General features: G+C 63.0%; 30 protein-coding genes. 8 read left to right on the top strand and 22 right to left on the bottom strand.

Annotation, left to right across the window (positions count from 1 at the left end; all coding sequences use genetic code 11):
* A partial coding sequence (locus tag QRN54_RS29825; RefSeq protein WP_285183782.1) for a DUF4192 family protein occupies positions 1 to 736 on the top strand: 736 nt, incomplete at its 5' end.
* A 137-nt stretch (positions 737 to 873) separates the two neighbouring features.
* On the opposite strand, the gene QRN54_RS29820 is transcribed toward QRN54_RS29825, so the two are convergent.
* From QRN54_RS29820 to QRN54_RS29810, 3 genes are read right to left on the bottom strand one after another with little or no spacing between them, the layout of a single operon-like run.
* Positions 874 to 1,068 (bottom strand): hypothetical protein, encoded by a 195-nt coding sequence (locus tag QRN54_RS29820; protein ID WP_021334494.1) that lies wholly within the window; start codon positions 1,066 to 1,068, stop codon positions 874 to 876.
* Between the two features lie 40 nt (positions 1,069 to 1,108).
* On the bottom strand, positions 1,109 to 1,963 hold the full coding sequence (locus QRN54_RS29815) for a CPBP family intramembrane glutamic endopeptidase (protein WP_208722230.1): 855 nt from the start codon (positions 1,961 to 1,963) through the stop codon (positions 1,109 to 1,111).
* A gap of 11 nt (positions 1,964 to 1,974) precedes the next feature.
* Positions 1,975 to 2,328, bottom strand: a complete 354-nt coding sequence (locus tag QRN54_RS29810) for a hypothetical protein (RefSeq protein WP_054801595.1) — start codon at positions 2,326 to 2,328, stop codon at positions 1,975 to 1,977.
* A gap of 587 nt (positions 2,329 to 2,915) precedes the next feature.
* On the opposite strand from QRN54_RS29810, the gene QRN54_RS29805 reads away from it, so the two are divergent.
* The 4 genes from QRN54_RS29805 (at position 2,916) to QRN54_RS29790 (ending at position 7,670) form a co-directional block, all read left to right on the top strand.
* Positions 2,916 to 3,314 carry a plasmid mobilization protein gene (locus QRN54_RS29805; RefSeq protein ID WP_257217704.1) on the top strand — a complete coding sequence of 133 codons (399 nt, stop codon included), beginning with the start codon at positions 2,916 to 2,918 and terminating at the stop codon, positions 3,312 to 3,314.
* A complete protein-coding gene (locus tag QRN54_RS29800; protein ID WP_208722231.1) occupies positions 3,311 to 5,095 on the top strand; it encodes a relaxase/mobilization nuclease domain-containing protein in 1,785 nt (594 codons plus the stop codon). Before QRN54_RS29805 ends, QRN54_RS29800 begins: the two co-directional genes overlap by 4 nt.
* A gap of 63 nt (positions 5,096 to 5,158) precedes the next feature.
* Positions 5,159 to 5,932 (top strand): hypothetical protein, encoded by a 774-nt coding sequence (locus QRN54_RS29795; RefSeq protein WP_208722232.1) that lies wholly within the window; start codon positions 5,159 to 5,161, stop codon positions 5,930 to 5,932.
* A 127-nt stretch (positions 5,933 to 6,059) separates the two neighbouring features.
* A complete protein-coding gene (locus QRN54_RS29790) occupies positions 6,060 to 7,670 on the top strand; it encodes a toll/interleukin-1 receptor domain-containing protein (RefSeq protein WP_100199326.1) in 1,611 nt (536 codons plus the stop codon).
* Between the two features lie 45 nt (positions 7,671 to 7,715).
* Here QRN54_RS29790 and QRN54_RS29785 read toward each other — a convergent pair whose 3' ends face one another.
* Together QRN54_RS29785 and QRN54_RS29780 are read right to left on the bottom strand one after the other, a co-directional pair.
* Complete coding sequence (locus tag QRN54_RS29785; RefSeq protein WP_139047432.1) at positions 7,716 to 8,015, bottom strand: hypothetical protein; 300 nt, start codon at positions 8,013 to 8,015, stop codon at positions 7,716 to 7,718.
* Positions 7,996 to 8,520 (bottom strand): hypothetical protein, encoded by a 525-nt coding sequence (locus QRN54_RS29780; protein ID WP_019749766.1) that lies wholly within the window; start codon positions 8,518 to 8,520, stop codon positions 7,996 to 7,998. Before QRN54_RS29780 ends, QRN54_RS29785 begins: the two co-directional genes overlap by 20 nt.
* A gap of 396 nt (positions 8,521 to 8,916) precedes the next feature.
* Between QRN54_RS29780 and QRN54_RS29775 the strand changes: the two genes are divergently transcribed.
* The 3 genes from QRN54_RS29775 (at position 8,917) to QRN54_RS29765 (ending at position 11,059) form a co-directional block, all read left to right on the top strand.
* Positions 8,917 to 9,177 carry a ribbon-helix-helix protein, CopG family gene (locus tag QRN54_RS29775; RefSeq protein WP_019749767.1) on the top strand — a complete coding sequence of 87 codons (261 nt, stop codon included), beginning with the start codon at positions 8,917 to 8,919 and terminating at the stop codon, positions 9,175 to 9,177.
* Positions 9,178 to 9,813: 636 nt separating this feature from the next.
* A complete protein-coding gene (locus QRN54_RS29770) occupies positions 9,814 to 9,939 on the top strand; it encodes a hypothetical protein (RefSeq protein ID WP_019749769.1) in 126 nt (41 codons plus the stop codon).
* Positions 9,940 to 10,171: 232 nt separating this feature from the next.
* Positions 10,172 to 11,059 carry a hypothetical protein gene (locus tag QRN54_RS29765; RefSeq protein WP_210378502.1) on the top strand — a complete coding sequence of 296 codons (888 nt, stop codon included), beginning with the start codon at positions 10,172 to 10,174 and terminating at the stop codon, positions 11,057 to 11,059.
* A 55-nt stretch (positions 11,060 to 11,114) separates the two neighbouring features.
* Here QRN54_RS29765 and QRN54_RS29760 read toward each other — a convergent pair whose 3' ends face one another.
* From QRN54_RS29760 to QRN54_RS29680, 17 genes are all read right to left on the bottom strand, one after another.
* Complete coding sequence (locus QRN54_RS29760; RefSeq protein ID WP_019749771.1) at positions 11,115 to 12,068, bottom strand: hypothetical protein; 954 nt, start codon at positions 12,066 to 12,068, stop codon at positions 11,115 to 11,117.
* A 64-nt stretch (positions 12,069 to 12,132) separates the two neighbouring features.
* Positions 12,133 to 12,834, bottom strand: a complete 702-nt coding sequence (locus tag QRN54_RS29755; RefSeq protein WP_208722233.1) for a DUF4913 domain-containing protein — start codon at positions 12,832 to 12,834, stop codon at positions 12,133 to 12,135.
* Entirely contained in the window at positions 12,831 to 14,744 is a 1,914-nt protein-coding gene (locus tag QRN54_RS29750) for a type IV secretory system conjugative DNA transfer family protein (RefSeq protein WP_037134744.1), read from the bottom strand. Before QRN54_RS29750 ends, QRN54_RS29755 begins: the two co-directional genes overlap by 4 nt.
* The gene (locus QRN54_RS29745) at positions 14,744 to 15,295 is read right to left on the bottom strand and encodes a thermonuclease family protein (protein ID WP_019749774.1); all 552 of its coding nucleotides are present in this window, start codon (positions 15,293 to 15,295) and stop codon (positions 14,744 to 14,746) included. The genes QRN54_RS29750 and QRN54_RS29745 overlap by 1 nt, the downstream gene beginning before the upstream one ends.
* Positions 15,292 to 15,531 (bottom strand): hypothetical protein, encoded by a 240-nt coding sequence (locus QRN54_RS29740; RefSeq protein ID WP_019749775.1) that lies wholly within the window; start codon positions 15,529 to 15,531, stop codon positions 15,292 to 15,294. Before QRN54_RS29740 ends, QRN54_RS29745 begins: the two co-directional genes overlap by 4 nt.
* Positions 15,528 to 16,106 carry a hypothetical protein gene (locus tag QRN54_RS29735; protein ID WP_019749776.1) on the bottom strand — a complete coding sequence of 193 codons (579 nt, stop codon included), beginning with the start codon at positions 16,104 to 16,106 and terminating at the stop codon, positions 15,528 to 15,530. The genes QRN54_RS29740 and QRN54_RS29735 overlap by 4 nt, the downstream gene beginning before the upstream one ends.
* Before the next feature lie 15 nt (positions 16,107 to 16,121).
* Positions 16,122 to 17,780: a peptidoglycan DD-metalloendopeptidase family protein gene (locus QRN54_RS29730; RefSeq protein WP_019749777.1), complete on the bottom strand. Its 1,659-nt coding sequence runs from the start codon at positions 17,778 to 17,780 to the stop codon at positions 16,122 to 16,124.
* Positions 17,781 to 17,798: 18 nt separating this feature from the next.
* Positions 17,799 to 18,095, bottom strand: coding sequence for a transposase (locus QRN54_RS29725; RefSeq protein ID WP_019749778.1), 297 nt, complete (start codon positions 18,093 to 18,095; stop codon positions 17,799 to 17,801).
* Entirely contained in the window at positions 18,092 to 19,777 is a 1,686-nt protein-coding gene (locus tag QRN54_RS29720) for a putative type IV secretion/conjugal transfer ATPase (protein WP_019749779.1), read from the bottom strand. The genes QRN54_RS29725 and QRN54_RS29720 overlap by 4 nt, the downstream gene beginning before the upstream one ends.
* Before the next feature lie 11 nt (positions 19,778 to 19,788).
* Positions 19,789 to 21,276, bottom strand: coding sequence for an SCO6880 family protein (locus QRN54_RS29715; RefSeq protein WP_019749780.1), 1,488 nt, complete (start codon positions 21,274 to 21,276; stop codon positions 19,789 to 19,791).
* Entirely contained in the window at positions 21,273 to 22,859 is a 1,587-nt protein-coding gene (locus tag QRN54_RS29710) for a hypothetical protein (protein ID WP_285183751.1), read from the bottom strand. Before QRN54_RS29710 ends, QRN54_RS29715 begins: the two co-directional genes overlap by 4 nt.
* On the bottom strand, positions 22,844 to 23,695 hold the full coding sequence (locus tag QRN54_RS29705) for a DUF8175 domain-containg protein (RefSeq protein WP_019749782.1): 852 nt from the start codon (positions 23,693 to 23,695) through the stop codon (positions 22,844 to 22,846). The genes QRN54_RS29710 and QRN54_RS29705 overlap by 16 nt, the downstream gene beginning before the upstream one ends.
* Positions 23,692 to 24,300, bottom strand: a complete 609-nt coding sequence (locus tag QRN54_RS29700) for a DUF8175 domain-containg protein (RefSeq protein ID WP_257217705.1) — start codon at positions 24,298 to 24,300, stop codon at positions 23,692 to 23,694. The genes QRN54_RS29705 and QRN54_RS29700 overlap by 4 nt, the downstream gene beginning before the upstream one ends.
* A gap of 63 nt (positions 24,301 to 24,363) precedes the next feature.
* Positions 24,364 to 24,642, bottom strand: coding sequence for a hypothetical protein (locus tag QRN54_RS29695; RefSeq protein ID WP_019749784.1), 279 nt, complete (start codon positions 24,640 to 24,642; stop codon positions 24,364 to 24,366).
* Positions 24,636 to 24,845: a hypothetical protein gene (locus QRN54_RS29690; protein WP_019749785.1), complete on the bottom strand. Its 210-nt coding sequence runs from the start codon at positions 24,843 to 24,845 to the stop codon at positions 24,636 to 24,638. Before QRN54_RS29690 ends, QRN54_RS29695 begins: the two co-directional genes overlap by 7 nt.
* Entirely contained in the window at positions 24,842 to 25,075 is a 234-nt protein-coding gene (locus QRN54_RS29685) for a hypothetical protein (RefSeq protein ID WP_019749786.1), read from the bottom strand. The genes QRN54_RS29690 and QRN54_RS29685 overlap by 4 nt, the downstream gene beginning before the upstream one ends.
* A complete protein-coding gene (locus QRN54_RS29680) occupies positions 25,072 to 25,356 on the bottom strand; it encodes a hypothetical protein (protein ID WP_019749787.1) in 285 nt (94 codons plus the stop codon). Before QRN54_RS29680 ends, QRN54_RS29685 begins: the two co-directional genes overlap by 4 nt.
* Positions 25,357 to 25,367 lie beyond the last annotated feature (11 nt).

Here is a 25,367-nt window from a genome sequence, read left to right as displayed (position 1 = left end):
GATCGCGATCCTGCGCCAGGGATTCCGTGACGCCGGAATCCACGACATGCTCGCCTTGCACGTCACCGCGCTCGAAGCCGGAGCGTTGTGGACCGACCTCGACACTTACGCGACCGGACTCACCGAAGACCCGAACGCCTCAACGCTGAGCATTCACAACGCCGTCGAACAAGGTCGCACCACCGCAGCCTCACGCGAGGACATCGCCACCCGCTACGCCGTTACCGTCGAAGGGGACACCGCAACCGCACACGCAGCGCTGCACGCGCAGGGACCGGACTTCGTTCGCCACGCCGTCACCGAACTCGCGACACTCATCCGCACACGCGGTAACCCGGACGCCGAGCTGGCCGCCCGTGTCGGACTGTGCGCCACCATCAGCCCCACCGCACGCGATGCCCTGATGTTCACCGCCAACGGAAACGAGCACGCCGCCGCCCATGCGTTCGCGACCATCGCCCGCCAGGTACGCGGCAACGCCCGCATCCAGATTCTCACCGTCGCGGCGTACTGCTCATACATCAGCGGCGACGGACCCAGTACCGGCATCGCACTCGAGGCCGCCCAAGCCGCAGTGATCGACGGCAACGGCGAACACGACACCCCACTGCGCAACCTGCTCGACTTCGCACTCGAGCACGCAGTCTCGCCCGCAGCAGTCACCACGCAACTGCACGCGATCGCCGCCGACGCAGCGCGATCCTTCGGCGTCGACGTCGACAATCTCGACAGCTGAAAATCGGCAGCGGCCCCGACTTCGCGAAGAAGTCGGGGCCGCTCCCGTATGCGGTGGCAGTTGTTCGGGCATCGAGCCCTAACAACCGCTGCGCCAGCTCCCCAGAGCGCCACCAGTGCAATGCGGCGCACCGAAGATCAATCGAACAAGTGATCCGTGGTTCCCGGCGCGGGAAACGCGAAATCGATCTGAGCACGCGCAACGGGTTCGCCAGTCAGTCCTTCGACAACAGCGGCAAGATCCGCATCGGTGATCACGTTCAGATGCTTCGTCGATTGGTACATCGCGGCCTCGACTGCGGAGCGTTCCACAGGGATGTTCTTGTCATTCACGGCTGGGCCTTTCGTTGTGTGCGTGGAGCTAGTGGAGAAGTCACGAGTTCAGCACCCACTGCACTTCGATGATCAGGTTGGCGAATCCGTGGGCAGCGATCGCCGGCCACAGTGAACGGGTGTACAGGGCGAGGGCAGTGAACAGTGCGCCGCCGATGAACGCCGACACCACATTGCCGAAACCGAACTTCAGGTGAGCGAAAGCGAAGAGCACGAGCATGACCGAGGCAACCGACAGAATCAGAACACGATTCGACGGTTTCCAACGCTGGACGGCGAGAACGCCGGACCGGTGCAGAATCTCCTCCGGTAGTGCTGCGTGGAGGAAAGCCCCGGTCACTGCGGTGAAGATTCCACCCCGGATCAGAAATTCCTTCCGAGCCTCGTTCGCGGCGATGGTGTCCGGATCGGTGACCGGAAACCACGTATCCAGATTCACGCCATATGCGAAGAGGAGATAGTTTCCGATCGCGACGAGAACCGGAATCAGGAGAACCCACAACCCGATCCTTCTCCACGCAGACATCTGCGAGTTCGGTCGCGGCATGACAAAGCCCAACCACCGGATCGACCGCACCCAAGTGACGCGCAGCGAGCGGGCCACCGATCGGATGCGCGGCCAACGGCCGCCGGCTTTTGCTTTTGCGATCGGCGGGACAAGAGCAAATACCAACCAAAACAGCCACGAGACAAACGCGTCTTTGAGGTTCTCGCGAGTGGGGTCGTCCACGGCATACGCAGCGTTGTGAATCGCGTAACCCAGCAGCACCGTCGACAAGAACCGAATCTGCGTACGCGCCGGAATCAACCGGTACCACGCGTCCCTCATCAGTTCGTAGCGCGAGCGAACAACAGTGAGCGGCGTCGTCCCCGAGCGAACAGCCGGTGTGGTCACCGTGCGCCGTCCTAAGCGCTCTTCTGCTCACCGGATTCAGTGGCCGGCGAGGCGGCCGGCGAAGTTTCGATCTTCTTCGCCACCGGCTTCTTCGTCGCCGTCCGCTTGGCTGCTGACTTCCGCGCAGCCGGCACACGCCACTGTTTGATCGACGCTTCGGTGAATCCGACACGGAGCGCTTCACTGATCGCGGCATCGAGGTTGCCGACGTTGGCGGCATCCTTGCGGGCGAACTCCTCACGCGTGTCGAGCAGCTCCTTGTGTGCAGTCGCCACCACACGGATGATCTTCATCTTCTCTTCGGCTTCCGCCTTGATAGCTGCGTCGAGTGCGTCGAAATCTGGTGTGTTCGGTGTCGTGTTCATGCGCTACATCGTAGGAGAAATCTCGCCCGTCCGTGCACCACTGAACGTGCGCTAAGCGCAACTCGCGGAGACTCGTCCCGTTGTCCCGGGTGGGTGTCCGGGGCGGCGTTGTGTGCACACCAGACGCGGAGCGGAGGAATCTGGTGTGTGCCCAATGCCGAGAACCCCGGTGCCCGCCTGTGGGCAACATCAACCACCCGAACTGCGTATCGACGCGCTCCGCGCGGCGCATCTTCTTTTCTCCGAGATTCGCCCACAGATCGGGACTGCTCTGATCCTCATATGGATGCCCGAGATTTCCCTCTCCGCTCCGCTGCGTCTCAGGCACCCACAATCGGGACCAGCCCCCAAATGGGGACGAACTCGAGACCGGAGGAACTCGCGGGCTCGTCCTGGCGCTTTTGAGATTTCGGGGACGAGACTCCGAACGGAAGTGACCCCGAAATCTGGGCCCCGGCAGAGCAAGATAGTAACTTAGGTGCCCTAAGTTGGGTCAGGTCTTGCCGCTGCGCTCTGGACCTGAGACACTAGCGTGTAGCCCCACGTGGTGGGGGCGCTGCGCTGGGCCGAAGGGAGGCACGACGGACATGAGTGAAGACGAGGTCAGTCGACCCCGCCGGTTCCGTCGTGAACGCCGGGAGAACGTGCCGGGCGGTCGAGCTGGCCGGCACGTGGTGAAGGTGACTCCCGAGGAGGAGTCCGAGTTGCTGCGCCGTGCGCAGGAAGCACGCATCACAGTGGCTCGTCTGATGGTCGAGTCCGCCCTCTCCGACTCCGGTGAGACTGCTACTGATCGGCGCGATCTTGCCGCCGAGTTGTTCTCCGCGTTCCGGTTGCTGTCCGCGATTTCGATCAACATCAACCAGATGGCCAAAGCCACCAACGCGACCGGAGAAATCCCCGCCGAACTGCACGGCGCATTGGCGAGCGTGCGGCGTTTGGCCGACCGGATTCACGGCACCCTCGACGAGATGTCCGCGCCGTGATCGTCAAGATTTCCCGCGGTGCCAAAGTCACCGGACTGATGTCGTACCTCGCTGGTCCGGGCACGAGCAACGAGCACACCGACCCGCATCTTGTTGCCGGTGACTACGCGATCATGGCGTGGCACGACGACAACGAACTCAGCGGTGTCGACGCTCTCGCGATCGGCAAGCAGATCGACCAGCCCCGCAAAGTGTTCGGCACCGAAATCAAGATCCCGAGCTACCTGCGCGACGATGCCGGCCAAGACGTTCGCGACAGTCACGGCAAGAAGGTTCGCGATCCGATCGACCCGTATCGCGACGGAAATGTCTGGCATTGCTCGCTCTCGCTCAGGGCCGACGAAGGCGAGCTGACGGACGAGCAGTGGAACAAGATCGCCACCGAGTTCATGGACGAAATGGGTTTCACCGAAACCTCCGGTCGCAGTCCCGCAAGGTGGGTCGCCGTCCGACACGGAGTGTCCGCCAAAGGCAACGACCACATCCACATCGCCGCATCCGCCGTGCGCGAAGACGGAACCAAGGTCAACCTCTACCGTGACTGGAAACGAGCAAGCGTGGCGGCCGCACGCATCGAACGTGAACACGGCCTCGCTGTCATCGAGTCCCGCCAGAGCAAGACCGGCGAACGCGGATACCACCGCGCCGAAAATGCGCGCGCAGTACGCAACGGGCAGACCGAACTCGACCGCGATCTCCTTGCACGGCGCGTGCGCGCCTGTGCAACATCGTCGAAGTCCGAAGCGGAATTCGTACGCCGACTTCGCGGGCAAGGATTGATCGTCCGGCCCCGCTTCGCCTCCGGACGTGATGACGTCGTAGTCGGCTACAAGGTCGCCGTCAGACCCGACCGCGATGCCACCGGAACCGATGCCAAGCCCATCTTCTACGGCGGCGGACACCTCGGTAAGGACCTCACACTCCCCCGCCTCCGCAAGGAATGGGAAGACACCCCCACCAGCTCCGGTGAAGCCGTCGCAGAATGGCGCGCAGCACGACGCGAGAAGCCCGCAGTGCGTAAAGGACGCGAGAGCGTCATCGCCGATCCCGAACTGTTGGCACGCGCCGCGCATGACATCGAACAGTGGAACAATTACCTCACCAGCATTCCGGTCACCGACCGAGCGCAGTGGGCACGCGCCGCCGGACGAACCTCCGGTGTCTTCGCCGCGTGGTCCTCCCAAGTCGAAGCCACACCCGGCCCGCTCGCGAGAGCGTCCGTCCAACTCGCACGGTCCGCGCAGATCCCCGCACACCAGCACGCCCCGAAGAAGGCCGGCATCGTCTCCGCGGGCGGCGCAGCGATGATCGTCATGCAATGCAAGCCGGGACTGAACGCAGCCGCCGGCTACGCCCTGTTACTGCGGCAACTGATGAAGGCAACCGAAGCGATCGCAGCATCATCACGCGCGGCAGGAGCCGCTGCCTACGCAGCCCAACTCGAGACCGTCAGCCGAGTGCAACTCGAATCGGTACACCGACGACTCAACGCCGCCGCACAACGATCCGCCGAGACTGGTTCCGTCGCGGTCGCCGAACGCGACGAACCCGCCCACGAGGTCAGCACCACGACACCGGAGACGGCACCCGAATCGGTCGAACGGACCTACACCGCCGAAGAGCAAGCAGAGATCGACGCCGCACAGAAGTCCCTGCGCCTGTCGTACCCGAGCAGCCCCACCGAAGCAGTGCGCCCGTCACCGATCCCACCGAAGCTCGAACCCAAACCGCGCACCGCCGCACAACCCGACCGCGGCCGCGACACCGGACGAGACGTGTGACCAGACCTTTCCGGTAACGCGCAGGGTGCGGACCTGTGTCTGGCTGTTGTGCTCAAATGTGCCGTGAAGAACTTCTGGTCGCAGATATGGAACGCCGAGTGGCTCGCAGACACCGGACTTCCGTTGATCGTCTCCCTCGTCGCTCTGTACGTGGCTTACCGATTTCTCAAGGCACAGTTCAAGCACGACGCCGGACTCATCGCGGAACAGTTCGCGCACGACCGCCGGTTGGTTACGGAAGAACGTCGACGCGCCTACGCACAGCGCTACGTCGAGGACGCCCGACTGGCTCTTGTAGAGCTCGCAGAGATTCATGGCTCGTACGGCCGACACGGTACAGACGAAGCCGACTTCCGGGCGATCTTCACCCGTTCCAGAGAAGTGTTCGTGAGACTGTCGGACTCGGCGAGCACACTGACAATTGCGCTCGGACCTTCCGTCCTGACGCGTGCCGCGAAGACTGTTGCTGCCTACCATCTGCTCCGTATCTCAACCTTCGCCGAAGCGCCCGAGCTACAGCGAAACTCAATACCGTTCTCGTTCGTGGGGCTGGAGGCGATTGTTCGTCAGACCCTGCTTGAGCAGTGGCTATCGCACTTGATGACTCTGGCGGCGATCCTCGACACCTGGGATGGCGCCGAGCCTTTGCCACGGTTGATCGGATCACTCTCCGATCTGGAGTTGTTGCCGGAGGGCCCGCGTGCGGCCACACCAGAAGCATTAACCGAATCAGCGGAGAAGACCGCCCAATGGGCTCAAACCCATCGCGGAAAGTTCAATGACGACATCGCGAACCTCTTGCGAATCGCGCCAACCACGCCGCCGAGCGGAACGTGAACCAAGTCCACAGCACCAGTGAAGAAGACCCCGCACGTCATGTGAGGGGTCTTCTTGGTAGAGCTGACTACCGGCCGGCCCAGAGCGAAGCCGCAAGTGAAAACCGGACGACCAGTAAGATGTCGGGGTGTCGAATCCTGCTCCCCCGCGTCCGGGCCATGTGTTCCTGTCTTATGTTCGCGAGGACAGTCAAGTCGCCGACGAACTCAAAGAGTTGTTGGAGGCGGAAGGCTTTTCAGTCTGGATAGACCGGAAGTCGATACTTGGTGGCACACGTTGGAAGGCCGAGATCCGGAAAGCCATCACGCAAAACAGCCTCGCGTTCGTGGCGTGCTACTCCAAGACTGCGGAGAAGAAGAAACGGAACGGCCAGAACGAGGAACTCGACCTGGCAGCCGGTGAACTACGCAAGCGGCGTCCCGAAACTATGTGGTTGTTCAATGTTCGCTTCGACGACTCGGAGATCCCTGAATACAACATCGGGAACGGCGATTTCCTCAGCGACATTCAGTTCCTCGATTTCTTCGGCGAAAGCAAGGCGGCCGACGGCCAGGAACTCGTGAGCCAGATCAAAACGCTGCTCGATGAAGAGCCTCCAGCTGGCTCAGCGCCCACCGCTGCACCCGTAGTGCCGGGATCAACCCCGACCACTGCGCCGGTACCGGGTTCAGCCCCGACCACTTTGGCATCGACAGCCATCCCCACCGCAGCTATTCCCGTCGGATCTCGACTCGAAGAGCTGGAGCGCATCATCAGCACGCCGGGGCAGAAACCCAGCGTCGATCGCGGCGTTCAGGGAATCCTGCGCCCGGTATACAGCGAACTCCAGGACATCGACAAGTTCCCTCCGGCATTCGTCCCCGGAAGCGACTCCGCAAGTCAGGTACGGCAGATGGTCGATCGCGCCGGCACTTACCGCGACGTCGCGGATCCGGCGATCGATCTCTTTATTTGCGCGGGCATGTGGGGAGCAGCGGACTACGTTCCGATCTTTCAACGAACGCTCGATGTCATCGCAGCGACGCGAGTCGACGCGTCGGAGCCTGGCTCACTCATCCAGCCAGCACGCTCCAAATACTTGACGGGGCTAGCACTGTTTCCGACGACGCTCTTGATGTACGCCGCCACGGTTGCAGCCCTCCGAGAGGGCAACTATCGCCTGATTCAGGCGTTGACTTGCGACGCCAAACTCGATGTATCCGAGCAGTTCGGCGGAGTTACTTTCTATCGCCCCATGATCGTCGGCGCCTCCCCCTACTACTCACTCCACAGCGAGGCAATCACACAAGCACTGCTCTCGAATCAGCAGGGAACTCTGACCGAGGAAATGCTCAGAGCGATCGTGGCCGGCCAATTGCGCCGGAGAACCAGTTTTCCCGCTTCTCACTACATCCGAGAGACGCTGCGACCCAACTTCGACAAGGTGGGGGTCTTCTCGACGGAGTACGAGAAGCTGTTCGATCAAGCGGAGGTGCTCTTCTCGCTGATTACCGCCGACGCCGTGGACGGCGGTCAGGTTCATGCCGAGCCGTGGCTGGGCACATTTGCGAAACGAACCTGGTCGCTCGACGAGTCGAACACCGTGTGGGCGCAGTACCTGAACAACTGCCAGGCGGAAGGCGATGCCTGGCCGCCGCTTCAAGCCGGCTTGTTCGGTGGTTCGACGGCGCGCGCATCCGCGGCCGTACAGGCGGTCAAAGCGTTGATCGAACGTCACCTGATGAACAACCCGTTCTGACCAGAGCGCACTTTCATACGCGCGCACGCGGGATGAGGCTTGAACTCAGTTCTTGTTTGCTCCGAAGTAGAAGCCGAGGACGGTGCCGGCGAGGGTGAAAACTGGGGTAATAAGTACGCCGCTCTCTTTCATCTCGTCGACTGTGAGCCAGCCGGCGATGAAGGAAAGCAGCGTCCCCCCAATTAATAAGCCAAGTAAGCAGAGCAATCCGTATGCGATATATCTACGGGTTTGGTCTGTGTGTGTTGGGCGAGCGGGCGCCATAGGAACCAGGCCCGCCGTCGATGGCGGAAGGTCTTCCTCGAAGGAACCGGGTGAAGTGCCTTCAACTGGAGGCTGCGTCATCTTCAGGCTCTTCCTCGGCGAAAAGAACGAAAACATTCAACCTGCCGTATGGCGAAGGAGCTTCGTCTTCTTCGTACCGATCTTCTGACTGGTCTTCTCCAACCTCGCGTGTCCAAAAGTGGCTCAAGTTTGCGGAGGCGGGGCGCTCGTCCTCAACGAATGATGTGGAGTTTAGTGATTCTTCCTCCGGCTTTCCGAAGGGAGGGCTGTGAAAGCTGGGACCATGCTCGGGGAGATGAGAAATTGCTGGATTTCTCTCCCCGGGGCCGAGGAGGCGGTCCATGCCCACCAAATCAGCTAGGTCCTCCGGGCTCAGCGAGGGCAACATCGCCAGATTTGTCACGACCACCGGGAAAATGTGTTCGTACCCTTCTATATTCAGCCCAGCGTGGCTCTCGGGATAGTTCCCGAAAATCCAAAACTTGTTCTGACATTCCGGCGCCCGCTCGGCTTCACCGGGACTCGTGGAACCCGTTTCGTCCTCAGCACGGTCTTCGTTGCTCATCGGCGGTGCCCTTCGTGGTCGGGCCCGCTTCTTCCGTACGAGGCTCTGTACAGGCAAGTGTAGCAGCCAGCAGTGGCCCGCTGCACATGTCGAACACATGTGGTGTGTACTCAATGCGTACATACTGCGTTTTGCGTATGACTTGCGGGTGGGTTGCGGGTGGTCTGCGTATGGTTTGCGTACGTATATTTGTTGCATTGAGGGCGCACTTGCGGCTATTGTTGGGTACGGTTCGCCCAAACGAACGGCGAACCTGTGAGATGTCGGTTCCACAAGTACTTTGCAGGCCCTGCCTAGGCCAATGATTCCGCATATGACCAGTGCGGACCGCGTGAGACCGACGTGAGATCGAAAGATCTCCAACGCTCGGTGACCAGAGAGGTCAGATGAGAAAAAATGAATGAACAGAAGCATGAAGTCCCCACCACCACCTCTGCCGCTGAGCAGGCCAAGCCGATTCGGCTCAGTGTCAACATGAACGCCGAGACCGCTGACGCCCTTCGGGAAATCGCAGAGGCGTACGGCGTCTCAGTCACTGAAGCTGTCCGCCGCGCAGTCTCTGTTGCGCATTTTGTTGAACAGCAGACCCGGGCAGGTAAGACCGTTCAAATCGAGGATCCGAAGACGGGTAAGGTTCGCGAACTCGTGATGATGTAGTCCACTCAATCGAGAGTTGAGCAGTTCAGGGCGCCTGTGGTCAGTGAAGGAAGGCCGCAGGCGTTTGCGTTCGGAGGCCATCGTTTCTTTAAGCGCAGTGACAGTAAGTGGTGACTGCTGTCCAATGTCGCAATGTCGGATCCCCTGTAAAAAGAGCTCGAGGACAGTGGGCGGCGTGTGAATTTCAACGATGTGAGTCACAACATCTCGCGTTATGTGTTCCTGTCGGCCACTAGGTGTAGTGTCTTGAGCGCTGGAGAAACACAAATGCCCCGACCAGGGGCTGTCCGCCAGTCGGGGTGCTTGTTGTTGCATTTTCTGAGGATGCGTTGGCAACGGTACACCTGACAAGTCGGGCCCGCCGAGTCGGGCCCGTGGGTGAGGACAGGTTTTTGTGCCGGCGCTGAAAATCTAAGGAGGCTCCTCGTGAGCCCGACCCGAAGTACGAATACAACTCGACGGACCCAGACTGTCCGCGTGCCGGTCAAGATCCGTCGCGGCGGATCCACCACCACGAAGACCGTTCCCGTCAAGGTCAACACCGTCACCCGAACTACCCGGATCACTCCGTAAAACAGATCTGGGGGATGCCCTGTCGCATCCCCGATCTGCTTGGGATCCAGGAGAGGAGGTGAAATGGCCAAGAACAGCGGACGCAGCTCCAAAGGAAGTGCACGGAGTGCGATTACCGGTAAATACGTGACCAAGGGCTACGCCAAGAGTCATCCGAAGACCACGGTCGTCGAATCCAAGAAGAAGTAGCTCGACAACAGTGGCAAGGTCGGGGAGACATCTATCGCTCCCCGGCCTTCCTCAAGTTCGAAAATGTAGTCCGGGTACCCAGCTCATGACGCTTATGGTCCCGATCCGGACGCCACAGACGTTTTTGTTCAAAGGACTACAGCATTCTTACCCATCGCCGCAGTTTCGGCACTGTCGAGTTCCTGTCTCGGGACGTTCGGCTAGACCGAGAAGTTATGAGGATGCGTTCCGCGTGGGCGCACTTCGAATCGAGGAAATTTTGAGTCTGACGTTTCGTGCCCTTTGCGCCCTACGTTGGTTGTCCGACAATCCACAGTCGGATTCCTTGCCCGACGACGTCTGTCCCACCTCTGATGCTTTCACCGTGTACGAGGAACTGAGCGGGTTGGGTTACATCGATCGCACTGCCACCATGGATGGAAGCTTCGATTTCATACTGACCTCTGCGGGCTCTGTGCCCGCGCGCAATGCGCGTGAGAGCCACCGCGCGGAGATGCTTGCCCGTCGGGTCCTTCAGTGGATTTCGTCCTATAACAGCACTCAAGGGCTCGTGGAAAGCTCACTGGGTGAAGACTTCACCGGTGCGTTGACACCACTGGAGATTCGACATACTGCGGAGGAACTGGAAGAACTCGGGATGCTCACAGGCAGTAAACAGGCGAACGGGGAGTTTTTCTATGTGGAAACCACCTCGGTCGGCCGACGCGCATTGCGAGACCCTTATCTGATCCTCGCTTCTCCTATCGATCGGACCTCGGTGACCAATATTTCGAAGATTTCGTCCGATAACTACGGCACTATGACCGTCGGTAACCAGGTGCTCGGAGGACAGGGGCACACCAACATTGCGACTGTGAACATCACTGCCGGCATGACCCTTGACGAGGCACTCGAGGCACTGCGGGTGCTCAGGGAAGACATGGCGGGAGCAGTCGTCGATGCTGATCAAGAGGATCTCGACGATGTTCTCGACGATATCGACGGGATACTCCGCAAAGGAGCTAAACGAGGCATGGACTGGCTTCGGTCCACGCTCGCGGTGGCTTCAACACAGATCGCCACAGTAGCCGGACAGGAATTCGCTGATCGAGCCCTCGCAATCGGAGGTATCACCGGTTAGAACGTCGACTGGAAGGTCCCGCACACAACGTGCGCGGGACCTTCCAGTCGAGTCCCTACCGGCCGGCGTGTTGCCGGTCGCGGCCTTGGGACTTGTTCGGCTTCCCCTTCCGCGCGACTGGCGGCTTGCCCGGTCCGGTGCGGACAGCATCCCGAGCGGGACGCCCCTGCGCAGTGTCGGCGGACATCCGCGCCGCGATCGCTTCGGCGTCGACGCCGGCAGCGTGCATACTGTTCGCGAACGCGGTGCGCCGGTCCGCGGAGTCGTACTTCTCGACGGCTTCACCGCGCTCATCGCCGCCTTGGACGCGGTTGCCTTCCTCGACTGTCGTCGACGTTTCGGGCTGCGACCGCTGCCAGTCCCCGACAAGTTCTTTCTCTGCTTCGCTCCGTTCTTCCTTCCCCGCCTCAGGTCCGTACGTCTGCTCCCAGACGGCGAACCATTCCGGAGTGTTCTCCCGCGCCCACGTCTTCGCTTCTTCGAGCTCGACCGCCGCGCGTTCGGCTTTACGGTCGGCGCTCTCGGCCGCGGTCATCGCGGCACCAGCTTCGACGCGATCCTGAGCGGCCCGCTTCTGCTCGGTACCCGCGACGTCCTTGTATGCACGGCCGTAGGCGAGGAAGTCCCGTGCTGCCTGATCGTTGTCGACGTCGAAGCCGTATCGCTGGTGGACTTCGGAGCGGATCTTGTGTGCGGCCTGGGCGGCGATCTCCGATTCAGGGCTCCACGCCTTTGCCTGCAAGTAGGCGTCGGTGATCGCCTCCGGCTTGGCGTGATCCCACCACTGCTTGTCCGAGACTCCTCGCAGCTGCGTCTCGGCGGCCGTCCGTTCGACCTTGAGACGTTCGGCGTACTCGCGAGTTGCCTGTTCGCTGCGATGCTGTGCGTCCCGCATTCGTTGTTCGCGGGAGCGTGCCATCTGCTCGGCGAGTCGGCTCATCACCTGCATGGCCACGCGCATCGCCATGCCCATTTCGCGGCCGATCGTGCCTACTTCGTCATCGGACATCTGTTCTCACCTTTCGTCGGACCGGTCCGCCGGGTGCGGGCCGAAAGTGCGGTTTCGCGGGGGTTCACGTCTCGCGCTGATCGGGGAACAGTGCGTCCGGAGCCTTGTCGGTAGGCAGCGGCTTCACGGAACCTTTGTGGCCCCGCTCGGCCGAGCACGCTTTGAAGGGGCCATCGCCCGCGAACAGCTTTTCCATGTGGTGATCGGCGTGATCGCGCCACCACACACTCATGCCGGTCTTCGCATCCAGGCGTAGGTACTCCCACGCCCGCCAGAGAGCTTCGACGCGGTTGACCGCTTCTTCGTGCTTCCACCACTGCGGGCACCACACCCGCGAAGGGGTGTCCGTCACCTGGCGGCGGTAGGTCGGGGCGAGCCAGTCGCGCATGAATTCTTCTGCCGAGCCGAACACCATCTGTGGTTCCGGCTCGGGTTCGGGATCGTCGGGGATCTTGAGCGCCGCCGCGAGCTGCGCGGCGAGGCGTGCTTGTGCGGCTTCTTGGAGTTGGGTGTGCAGTTCGGGAGTGAGCATCTCCTCGAACTTCGCGGCCGCGATCGCATCCGCTTCTTGGCTGATCCGTTTGTCCATCGCCCGTGCCACGAACGCTTCCATCTGCGCACTGAGTGCACCGGCAGGTTCGGCGGGCGCGGCGATGCCAGGATCAACAGCCGGCGCGGGGTCGTCGATCGGTACCTCGTCGTAGGCGCCTTCCGGTGGCGGCTCGAAGTCGTCGGCGAATCCGGGGAAATCGAAATCGGTGCTCATGCGACCAACTCCACTGCGTCGACGGCGCCGACCTTGGTGACGGCCTTCGCCAGGGTCTTCTCCGGTTCGGGATCGTGAACCTTGATCGAGGCCACGACAGCGTCCTTGTTCGGTCCCTCCCACCAGGGCACCGTCTTCACCAGGGTTGGTGAGTTACCGGAGGAACGTACGACCGCGCGGCCGCGGGGTAGCGCTTCGAGTTCGGCTTCGGTGAGGGTGCGTTCCTTGCTGCGATGTTTGGAGACGCTGCGACCGTTGCCGCTGTTGGAGACGGAGCCGGTGATTTCCCAGTGCTCACCGATCGCGGTGGACATGTCCTTGAGGAAGTTGCCGTCGTCGACTGCGACACCGCCGCCGTAGACGCGCACGTTCGAGGCGGACCACAGTTTGCTCATGCCCTTGGCGCCCCACACGTCCTCACCCTGTGACCAGGACTGCAAGATCGCCATGATCAGGATGCCGCGTGAGCCGTAGTGGCTGTAGAGGCCGGGGAGCTTCGTCCAGCGCACCACGTTGGCGACCTCGTCGAGAGCTGCAATCAGCGGTTTGGGTAGACGGCCCTTCGGTGAGCTGGTGGCCAGCTGCTCAGCGGCGTCGATGATCGCGACCGTCAGGGCTGTGACCAGCGGACCGGCCGAACCGTTGCCTTCTCTCGAGAGGCTGTACATCGTCTCGTCGTTCGCCACGAACGCCCGAGGATCGAAATGCGGGCGGTTGTCCCCCGGGCCCATCGGTCGCACCCACGGATGGACCGCGGAGAGCTTGAGCGAGCGAATCATCTTCTTCGCCGTGGTGAAAACACCCGAACGCTGCTTTTCGGTCTGGTTGTACTGCGCAGCCAGGCCACTCGCCTGCATCGCGTACTTCCCGCCGGCCGCCTCCTTCAAGATTGCGACAGGTTCGTCGTTGGTCTCCTGTGTCGCCCAGAGGTACACATCGGTGATCGGACGGTTGTCGACAGCGGCCGCGAGGAGCAGCCCGGCGACCAGGTCTTGCCCTTCCGGATCGAAGAACGGGTCCTTTTTCGCCTCGACTCCGTCGTCACCGGCAGCGAAGTGTTCTGCCAGGTCAGCGGCCTTGACCTCGTCGGTGACCCAGGACAACGGATTCCACCACCACGTCGGCTCCTCACCGGCGACGCCCTGCGGATCGAACACCCACACCTTCCGCGGAACGAGGGTGTTCACATGCACTTTGCCCTTCGCGACGGGCTTGGCCGGGTCGCTGTAGGTTCCCCAGTCCACAGACCGCGCCTTGACCTTGTCTCCTGTTTCCCGGTCGATCAGCCGTACCGACCGCCATGCCCGAGTCGCGTCGACGACGTCACGCTTGTTCGACGTGGTCAACACCGCTCCCAGCGCCGACAGGATCGCCGGAATGACCCGCGAGGACGACTTACCGGTACGCGGTCCCCAGATGTCGCAGTGAAGATCCTGGTAGCTGCCGCGCAGCATCCGCCCGGTCAGCAGGTGCTTACCGATCTGCACCCCGACCGCTTTCGTTCGGTCCTTGAGCTCTTCCTTCATGCCCAAGCTCTTGTACGCGATCGAGCGGCATTCCTTCTCGGTGATGCCCTTGATATCGCGTCCGGTGCCCATGACCTTCGCTTTCGCGTCGATGCGGGTCTTCTCCCCCTGCACCCGCCGCACCAGCACCGCCGTGGCCACCACGAGAGCGATCACTGCTGCCAGGACCAGAGCAACCACCAGGGTCGCCCCGGTCTCCCACACGAGTTCACCTCGAATCAAGCCCTTGACGATCGCGATCGGGTTTCCCGGCGCGGTCTGGTCGGTCCCGAGGTGGATGCCCGCCCACACGCTGCCGCCGACCACCGCCACCAGACCGGCGATGAGAACTGCCGGCAACAGCCCGTCCGAAGCTGATGGATCTTTCACTGCCCTGGTACTCATCAGTTTGCCTCTCCGTTGCACGGCGGACCCCAGAGTCCGATTCCTGCCGAACGCGCATCCTCTTGCGCCCCAGCTATTTCCGCTGTCTTCTCAATAGGTGTGTTGCCGTAGACGTACGCCCGCGCCATGCCCGACCGCGCCGCAAGTACGCCGTAATCGGTGCCGTCCGGCAAGGTCAGGTAACGCAGCGATCGGCCGTATCGGTCGACATCGCCGGTGCGAGGGTCGCCCGTCAACGTCACCGCTGCATCGTCGAGCATCGTGTGCGCCCAGGCGCTTGCTTCCGGTCCCCAACACTGCACCGCAGCATCGGATTTGACCGTCTCCGGAGTGTCGATCCCCAAGATCCGGACCCGCAGATCCTCGCCGGAATCCAAACGGACATCGGCAGTGTCGCCGTCGACGACCCGGACCACCTGACCCGACGTCGACGCCGCGGAATCGGTGACCGGTGCGATCAACTCGCGAACAGTGACCGTTCCCCAGACACCGGCCCCGACGACCGCGAGCGCAACAGCGCAGTTCAGCAGCCGGTGCGCTCCCCCGCTCATGAGATCTCCACGACGGTGGTGACGGTGGCAATGTAGCCGGGGCGTTCGCTGCGCATCATCCCTGGCTGCTGCACGGATGTGGGCGTGATGGTGTGCGAATGTCCCTGCACGACAACGAAAGTGTTGTTCGACTCCAATTCGCCGAGCAGCTCCTGCAAGGTTTCGAGGGCGATGCCCAGTGCCGCCGCCGGCTCACCGGCAGCGGTTCCGGTCGCGTAGAGAAGTTCGTGGCTCATCGCACGGCCACCGCACTCACGCGCCAGACGCCGAGTTTGGTCGCGCTCATGTATGCCGCGAAGGTGTTGCTGCTCAATGGTTTCCCCTCCGGTGTGGTTGCTGTTTGTGTCACCGCGAGAACGCGGGAAACTTTCGCCGGCTGATCGGCCGGGTGTTCGTCGCTGGTCACACTCGCCGATGCTGTGACGATCGCGCCCTCGTCCGCCCAGCTCTGCCACTGTTTGCCGGTGATCGGGGCGAGGGCGATGAAGGAACCGGAGTTCTCCGAGTAGTACCGCTCGTCGAAGAGCGGCGCGGCACGCTGCGCTGCGGCCAGCTGGTTCGCATCCTCGGCGGGGGCGTAGGAGAACAGGGCTTGCGCTGCGCCGACCATGACCGATTCCGGATCGTTCTGGTCGACTCCGGCGAACGCACCCGGCAGTGGCGGCGGGGGCGGGGTCGTCAGTGAGCTGTCGGCGGGGCCTCCCTCGTCGAGGGGATGGTTGTCGTGGCCGTCGCCTCCGGAACCACATCCGGCGAGCAGAAGCGCCCCGGCCAGCAGGGCAGCGGCCGCAGTGTTGCGTGTGCGAGTCATGATCGTGTTCTCCCTTTATCCGAAACGCTTGACGTACATGTCTTCGCCGGCCCAACCCGAGAGCGGCATGATGGAGACGGTTTGCCCGGACTGCGGGGCGTTGAGCAGCATGTCCTGGCCGTTTTCGTTGCCGTAGTAGATGCCCACGTGGTGGGTGTCCCCACCGGCGCCGAAGTAGATCAGGTCGCCGGGTTGCTTCTGATCGAACGAAATGTCCTGTCCCCGCGCGTCGTACAGCTGCCCTGGGTTGCCGTGGCTTCCGGTGAAGTGTGGAAGCAGGATTTGTCCGCCGGAGGCCTGGAACACCGCGTACAGCGTCAGACCGGAGCAGTCGAAGCCGACTTTGTTCGGATCGCCGTTCGCATCTCCGCCGCCGCCGCCGTCGCTGATGCCCTTGGTCGGTCCGTTCTGATCGCCGCCGCCCCACGCGTACGTCGTACCGATCCACCGGGACGCGGCCGCGATGACATTCGCACCGAACGGTCCACCCGGCTTGAACTGCGGTCCGCCGGAGTTCGAGACTCCCGGAGTGCAGACACCGACACCGCCGTCGACGACGGCGGTCGCAACACCGACCTTGGCGATGTCGGCCAACTCTTGCGGAGTGAGGTCCTTGCCGGCGCCCTTAAACTGGGCGGCGAGCTGACGGGCGAGCGGCTCGTCGTCGGCATACGCCTCCGGGTGCGCCGAGCCCTGCACCGTCTGAGCAGCCACGGTGACCGGCATGGACTGCCAGCCCGACACTTTGAGCAGGGCGTCGTAGAACTTCACGTTCGCGGTCACCGGGTTCATCAGCTCTTCCGCGGTTCCCCAGATGGTGACCTGCTGCTGGTACTGGTTGACCGAGAGGTGATCGGAGCCGACGCCGTCGTGCGGGTATTGCAGCGATTCCGGGACGTTGGAGCTGGCAAGCATCCGGTACGTGCTCTCCTGGCTCATCGTGGCCAGGGCGACGACGATTCCCTGATCGGGAACTCCGATCGACTCCCCGACGGCCACCGCTTGCTTCGCGAGAGCGAGCTGGCTGGAATTGAGCCCGCCGGTGCCCGGTTCAGCCGGGTTGCTCGGTGCAGGTTCCTGTCCTGGTGCGGGAGTCGGGGCGGCGGCACCGGGTTCGGCGGCCTTGTCGACCCAGGGCGCCGGATCGACTGCGGTTCCGGCACCGTCGGGCAAGCGGCCACCGTCCCAGACCTCGAAATGCAGATGCGCGCCGGTGGACTCGCCGGCGTTGCCGATCTTGCCGATTTCCTGACCAGCGGAAACCTGGTCGCCGACCTTGACCAGAACGCCGTCGTCGAACATGTGCCCGTAGACGGTCGAGTAGACCTTCCCGTCGATCTGGTGATCGAGAATGATCCAGTTGCCGAATCCGGCGGCGGGGCCGGCAGCGACAACGCGGCCGTCGGTGAACGCGTAGATCGGTGTTCCGACGGGACCGGCGCGGTCGATGCCCTGGTGTTGGGTTCCCCAGCGCGCACCGAATCCCGAAGTATCGGTGGTCTCGCTGCTCTTGGTCGGCTTGACCAGTGAGCCGGCGGGAGCCACCGATCCGACCCGGCCTCCGCCGGGTACGCAATCGGGATTCTCCGTGGCCGGGCCGATGATGACCACCACGATCATCACCAAACCCAGCAGCGCGGCGCCGCAGAATGCGCCGATCTTTTTCACGTCCATGACCGAAGTGACCTGCCCCTACTGCCTGCGGCCGTGGAGGTGATCGGAGAGTTCGTTGATCAGTTCCGTGGCGGCCGCGAGCTGGACTCGGTGCTCTTGTTCGAGACGAGCGGTGTCGACGCGCCTGGTCGCGGCCATCTCCGGATCTGCGTTGACCCAGTTCCGCAGGGTGTTCGGGTGCACTTCCAACGCTTCGGCGATCAGCACGATCGCTTTCCACCGCGAGGACACTTCGGTGCTCAGTTCGGCGACCTTCTTGACCGCGGCTGCCCGCAATTGCGGGGTGAGCGACTTGTACTTGCGTTCGGCGATCATGCCGCGCCCTCTCCTTCGAAACTGTCGTCATCGCTCACGGCGTCCGAGGTGAGGTCGCCGTACCGGGAATTGGTGTCGTGAATGCCGGACGCGATTTCCGACGGGGTGAAGATCAGCTGCACGGGAATTCCGGGAGTGCGGGTCTCACCGACCTTGATCAGGAACTTGCCCTGACCGGGCGGCGGCTCTTTCGGCTCACCTTCCTTACGCCGCTCACCGGTGCGAGCAGGCGGTGAAGACCAACCGGTGACCATGTCGGCTTCGGTGCCGGTGAACTTCACGATCCGTTCGAGGCGGTCGATTTCCGCTTCCGGAACAGCGCCGATGACTTTCACGCGGGCACGTTCGATGAACGTCTTCGCTTTGTTCGCCGCCGACACCGAGCCCATGGCCTCGAGGTCGGTGATCGTGTGCGTGATCATCCACAACGCGGTCGCAATCGTGCGGTTCAATCGGGTCAGCGAGTTGACGCGATCGACCATGAACTCACCCAGCCCGAGCACCTGCCAGAGCTCGTCCATGACAGCTTGAAAGCGGCGCTGCGGTCCCAGGCCGGCATCGGCCAGGGCGTGGGCGGCATCGATGGCGGCGAAGCCGTCGGACCAGCACACCAACATGACCGCGGCCTTGAGACGGGTGTGGCCTTCGGGGATGTGCGAGACGTCGATGCAGATCGCCGGGGCGTCGAGGTCGATCTCGGTGGTGGTGTGGCCGTTGAAGATTTCACCGAACGAGCCCTTGACCAGGCCGCGCAGAGAACGTTGCAGATCGCGGGTCGCTTCGCGGTACTCGTGCTCGCCGACGGCGGCCGCGTTCTCCATCAGCTCCGGATGGCCTTCTTTGACGAGCTTGTACATGTCCTCGATCAACGGCGGGTTCTCCGCGGTGAAGCCCTTTTCGTTGTAGAGGATCTCGATGCAGGACGAGATGATCGTTTCCTCGTAGTCGCGCACCGCACTGCCACGGGATAGTTCGATCAGTCCGGACATGGTCTGCAACTGGCGTGCCCGTAGTTCGGTGAGCATCTTGCGGGCCAGCTCCGGGAACACCGCCAGTCGAGGCAGGATCGAGCCGAGGACACCACCGGCGAGAGGGTTGACCCGGCCGTACCCGTATCCGAGGTCGATGACCTGACCGTCGACGGCCTCGATCAGATTGCGGTAGTCCGGCTTCACGTCGGCGAGAACGAGGGTGGTCACTTTCTGCGCGACGCCGCCGAGAACCATCCGGCGCACGAACGAGGACTTGCCGTAACCGTTGAGTCCGAGAACGAACCCGACCGGGGCGGTGATCAGGCCTTCGACGAACCAGGACAACAGGTCGAACAGGACCGGGGCGCCGGTGAGCAGATGACGCCCGACCGGTGTCCCGATCAGCGGAGCACCAGCTCCGACGGCCCACGGCCACATGCCGGCCGCCTGCGCCGAGGAGGCACGGTATTCGACCTGACGGCCGACCGAGGCCATCCGGCCACCGCCCGCACCGCGATAGCCGCGGTCGGAGAGCTTGAGGGCAGGCAGGAGGAACCCTTCTTGTTCTTCGCTTGCCTTCTGCGCCTCCAGGTTCCGGCGACGTTTGTCGTCCATCTTGAGGTGATGGCGAGCCAGTACACCGGCCAAGGTGGGGCCGTGGGAGCGTGCCAGCACTTGCCGGCGCTGTTCTTCGGTGAGGAGCTTGACCATGACCGAGCCCCCTATCCGGCCATCGCCGACGGCATGGAGGCGTGCTCGGGCAAGATGACGCCGATGCCGAGGGAGCCGTAGAACCCGGCCGCCTGGTAGCGGTACGCGCGGCGCACCTTCAACCGCGCCTGCACGGACAGGTCCTTGATGATCGCGTCGATCGCCGGAATGTCCCCGTCGAGAGGTTCGGTGATGGTGATCAAGATGCCGAACCGCACCAGTCCGTGACCACGCGCCTGTTCCTCACGGGCACGGGCGGTCGCTTCCACCTTCAACGTTGCGGTGACCGAGCCGATGCCCTTGCCGCCCTGTTCGGCGATCAGAGCGTTCTTGTAGTCGTTGTCGACGATCTTGACTGCATCCGCGGCCGTGTGCGGGCGGTAGACGATCGCGACCCGCTTACGCGGAATGTCGGGGTTCGGAGCGAGGATGCGGCGCAACACGCCTTCGTCGACCGCGCCGGTCGGCGCCATCTCCATTTCCCAGGTCACCGAGCGGGCACCGTCGTGGATGTACTGGTCGAAGCGTTCTTCGTGCGAGATCGGGCCGGCGTCGGACCAGTCCAACCCGTGTCCTTCCACCGTCGCGTCGGCGCGTTCGATGTCTTCCTGCGAGGCCGGATCAGTCGAGCGGCGAACGAAGGAAATGACGTCCGAGGCTGCCATCGGGCGGACACCGACTCCGGCGGAGCGCATCGCGGCGCACAGACCGGGAAGCCTGCGACCGATTTCGACGGCCTGCTCCGAAGGGTCCTTCTTACGAGCATCGGTGGTCGCTCGGAACGTGACCGCCAAGCGCGGCAGAAGTTGAGCCTGCTCGGTGGCGAACAGTTCAGCCGCCTCGTAATTCGAGTCCTGCGCCAACTGCGGTGCATCCGGTTCGGTCTGGCGAATGACCTCCGCCAGCAACCGGTTTCCGGTCTCGGGCACGCAGTCGATCACCGGGACGACCGAGACCACGTCCGAGGTCTGACCCATCGAGGCGAGGACGACGCCCCACTCCCCCACCCATTCGTTGATCATCGACTGATCGACCGCCTCATCGCCCTGCGGCCACGCCTTGAGGACCACCGTGTACAGGTGAAGTTTGGGCATGTGGATCATCCCGAACCGGTACCCGGCGGCGTCCTCACCCTCGTAGAGTTTCGTGTCCGCGGCCACGCCGGGCAGAAGTGCCTTCCCGCCGGGGATTTCAGAGAACAGTCCACCGCGGTAAATGTTTTCGCGCCGACGGCGCGTCCGGAGCCATTGCATTCTCAATACCGTCAGTTCGTATCCACTCCGTCCGTCCCTGCCCCACACCAGCGGGGCAGCAACGACGACGGAAACCGCCAACACCGTCAGGCCGACCTTGAAACCACCGACCAACATCGATCCCATAACCGCGATCACCAGCACGAAGCAGACGATCGTCGTGCCCCACGTCAGACCGAACAACCCGGAATTACGTGGCTTGGTCCAGCCCGTATAGAGCAAACCGTTCTCGTTTGTGGTGCTCATCGCCGAATCGTGTTCCTTCCCAGATCGGTCTGACTACTCGAATACCGGTCCCCGGCAAGGTCTCCCGCGCCGCGATCGGAGGACTTCGCGCCGGAGCCGACTGCGCCGATCGCCTTACTCGCCTTCGATCCGCCGCCGGAACCCTTGCCGCCACTGCCCGCGCTGCGATATCCGCTGGCACCTTGGGACGTGCGGCCCGATGCCGGAGAGGTCCGCGTGTTCGGCGGCTGACCGAACGCTCCTCCGCGGCCGCCGCCGCGTGAACCTCCGCCGCCACCGCCACCGCCTCCGCCGCCACCGCCCGGACGACCGCCGCCTGCGAAGGACCCGCCGCTGTTTCCGCCGCCGGGTCCGCCGCTGAATGCGCCCGCAGACTTGCTGCCTGCGCCGGCCGACTTACCGGCCGCCATCGACTTGCCGCCGGTAAATGCCGCAGCACCGGCCATCAATGCCATGCCCGTCGCCGCCGCGCCCGAGCCGCCGGACCCCACGGCTGCGACCGCCGGAGCGATCAACCGCTGCAACGCCGGCAGTACCGCAGCGGCGAGCGCGAGCAAGATGATGCCGATCAAGGACTGCTGGAACTGATCCGCCGACGGCGTCTCGCCTTCGGTGATCCGCGCCGAGTCCTGAGCGGAAAGGAATGCCATCGCATACACCAGCGCGCCGATGGGCTTGAACAGCAGAAACGCGAGAATCCAGGACACCAACTTCTGGTACGACTGCGATCCGGTACTCGTTCCGGACGCAGCGGCCGCAACCGGCACAGCCGCGACAGCCACGATCAACAACCCTTGACGAACCACGAGCAACGCAGCCTGAGCCAGCGCGCCCAAGATCCCCACCAGGCCGATCACGAACAGCAGCCCCGGAGAAGCACCGGTGAAGGCACTGACCGCGAGCATCGAGTTCACCATCCCGATCGGGTCTTTGTTCGAGGTGTCGTCGACGATCCACTCGGCGAACCGGTCACCGGCAAGAGTGGCCAACGCGATGATCGAGGCGAACATCGTCGTCGCGAACACCGTGCGCGCCAACGCCTTGTACGTCTCCTCCGCTTCGTTGAGCAGGGCGTGACGTTTCGCGGCCGCCAATTTGATGGCCATGAAAATCACCGACGCGGTCAGCAGTGCCAACTGAATCCAGCCGGTGTACTCCGTGATCGCCTGGAGCGGAGTCGAATTCGCCAGGTCCGGATTTGGCAGCTTGATCCACCACGTCATCGCCATCGTCAGCACCTGAGCCATAGCCTCGAGGAACGACTTGACGATGTCGCCGAACTGCGAATCCCACATCTCGTTGACTTTGTCGCCGGCGAAGGACGTCACCGCAGTGACCGGATTACCTCCGGCATCACAGATTCCTCCGGCAGTTGGGCTGATCAGGGCGCCGCTGCCAGGAATGATGACGTTAGCTATTCCTCCAGCGATGCCCCCGACGGTGTTGCACAGACCGCTCGAATCCTCTTCCTCGGTCTGTGAATCCCCGGGAGTTTGTGGGACATCCTGCGCGGAGGCGACAGACGCACTCCCGAACATGACCAACAGCGCGAGGACGAGCGCGAGGACTACTTTCCTGGCCACCGCGTCCACCCCGCTAACGTCGGAGTCTGGCCGACCTCGTCGGCGTTGCGTTGTGTGAGCTTTAGAGACCAATCCCCGTCCCGCCAGAGCAACTCCAACGGAACGGTGGTCCAGCCGTTGCCGGAAACGTTGTTCCCGGCGTATTCGACAACGGCGTAGTCCGGCGACCAATACTTGAGGCGGTACGCCTCCTGCCGGATGAGTGGAACGGATACGCGGCCGGTTTCACCGTTGGACAGGTGTTGTTTCGCGTTGGAAATGTTGTTCGCCCGTTCAGCTTCAAGTTCAGGTGTGGCGGCGATCGTGCGCTTTTCCATCACGTCGAGGGCACCTTCGACGCTCGACGCTGCTCGATTCCACAGACTGATCCCAGCAAGCGCTGCACCTTGGGGTGTCTGGGCGAAACCGGTGGCCAGGGCGTCGTCGACCTTGGACGGTCCGTCCGATGTGGAGAACGGCATCGGGAAGTTCTGCACCTTCTGCCACATCACCCCGGCAGGCGGAAGTGCTGCGTAATCAGCCGCGCCCCGGTCCGGTTGGCCGGAACGATCCTGATCGAGAGCGACACCGTTCGGATTCGGTGGTACTTCGACCCGGAAGCCGAGTTCGTCGATGTACGGCAATCCCCAGTCCGAGCGGTCTTGCTGAGGAGCGATCGTCGTTCCCGGTTGAGGCTGCGGGGTCGGTTCGTCGGTCTTACTGCGATTGATCACCACGGCGATCACCCCGCCCACTACAACGACGACCACGATGATCAGCGCAAGGTAGAACGTCCATTTGCGACCGATGAAGGACTCTTCCTCGCTGCTCTGCGGCTGCTGCTTCGTGGCCCTCATCGGTTGGCCGCCAATGCAATCGCCGACGACGGAAGCCCGTCGACCGAACTCACCCGGCCGCTGGTCTCGTCGTCGCCTGGGAGCAGTAGCTTCCAGTCGTCGCCCGACCACACCACCGTTACCTGTGATGCTGCGAATGACTGATCGGGGAACGCGGAGTACACTGTCACCGCTGCGTTGTCGACGTTGTAGTCGCTGACCTCGTAGCCCACGATCTTCGGTGCTTCTGTTGGAGCCGGCGGGGCAGTGAACGAGAGCAGCTGTCGGCTGATCGCGAAGTCGTCACGAGCAGGACCAGGCGCAACACCTGCGGCCACGACACCGGGCCACTGGTGATCCGGAGCGACCGAAAGCCGCACCGTCTGCTGAATCGCAGCGAGCGCCGCGCCCTGCGGATCGTGGGTGAAGCCGCTGACCGGGCCGGAACCGGAGTTGGTTTTCGGTCCCTGATCTGCGACAGGCAACGCGATTGTTTGGTAGTCCTGCCACCGGACGTTGCTCGGCGGTGCCGACACGTCCGGAGCGTCGGTCGTCGCTACGTCGGTGGGAGTATCGGAGTCGTCGGACCCGCATCCTGCCCCGACCGCCACGACAGCGGCAGCCATGACGGCGAACCCTATGCGTTGGGTGAGTTTCATTGGAAGGAAATGCCTTTCGTCAGATGAGGGTCAGAACGACAACAGGGCGGCAGCGATACCGGACGCACCGGATGCCATGACCGAAACGATCAGGATCACGACAATCGTTTGGGCGGAATCTGTTTCGTGTGGTGACTGTGAGCGGGTGTATGCCAGCCGTCCTGCCGCCCAGATCATCGAGATGGTGAAGATCGCGAACGCGAACCACAGCAGGTAGCGCAGCAGGGTCATGATCGGGTCGGTGACTTCCGGCGGGGGCGTTTTGAATGCCAGAGCTGTCTGTGCGGCCGCCAGCGTGAGGTTCACCATGGGGAAACCCCGTTAGCTGCGGAGACTCCCGCGGTGACGCTCAGGACACCAGCGCCGAGCAGGGCAGACCACTGCGCCCGATCCGACATAGAGCACGGGGTGTACCCCCGAAACCTCTCCCATCCCGTGACCGCAGCCCCGCCGACCGTCGCGACAACCGCGATGACGGTCACCGACCACAATGCCCACTGCGCCGCGCTCACTGGATCGGACCCACGAACAGGAACGTGAGCAGCGCGATCACGACAACGACGATCCCGGCGACTGCCAGCAGAAAGCCCCTGTCCAGCACGCGCATACCCGTGGCCGTCGGCCGACCGTTCGCGTAGTCGTCGGCCGCCTTCGCATGGCCCTGGGTGCAGAGACGATTGCCGTACAAGGCGAGCGTGCCGCCTCCGAGTCCGACCAGGAGCATGATCACGCGGGCAATCACGACAACACGACCGTGTTCATGATCGTTCCTGCGCTGGTGGCGATCACACCGCCGATGAGTGCGCCGACGACGATCTTCGGGGATTCGAGCTGGCCGCCGGAGTACTTTTCCCAGCCGAACTTTCCGCCGGCGTAGACGAGTGCGCACACCCCGGCGAGGACGACGCCCCACAGCAGCCACCGACCGAGTCGGAGGAATCCTTCGGACTTCGGAGGCGCTTCGGGTGTGAGGTCGATCTGAGCGAGAATGTCGATGCCGGTCTGGAGCGTGTGAATAACCATGTGGTGGGCGA

This window comes from Rhodococcus sp. MEB032 (assembly GCF_030208925.1).
Taxonomy (GTDB): Bacteria; Actinomycetota; Actinomycetes; order Mycobacteriales; family Mycobacteriaceae; genus Rhodococcus_F; species Rhodococcus_F qingshengii.
This window is presented reverse-complemented; position numbering and strand designations above follow the sequence as displayed.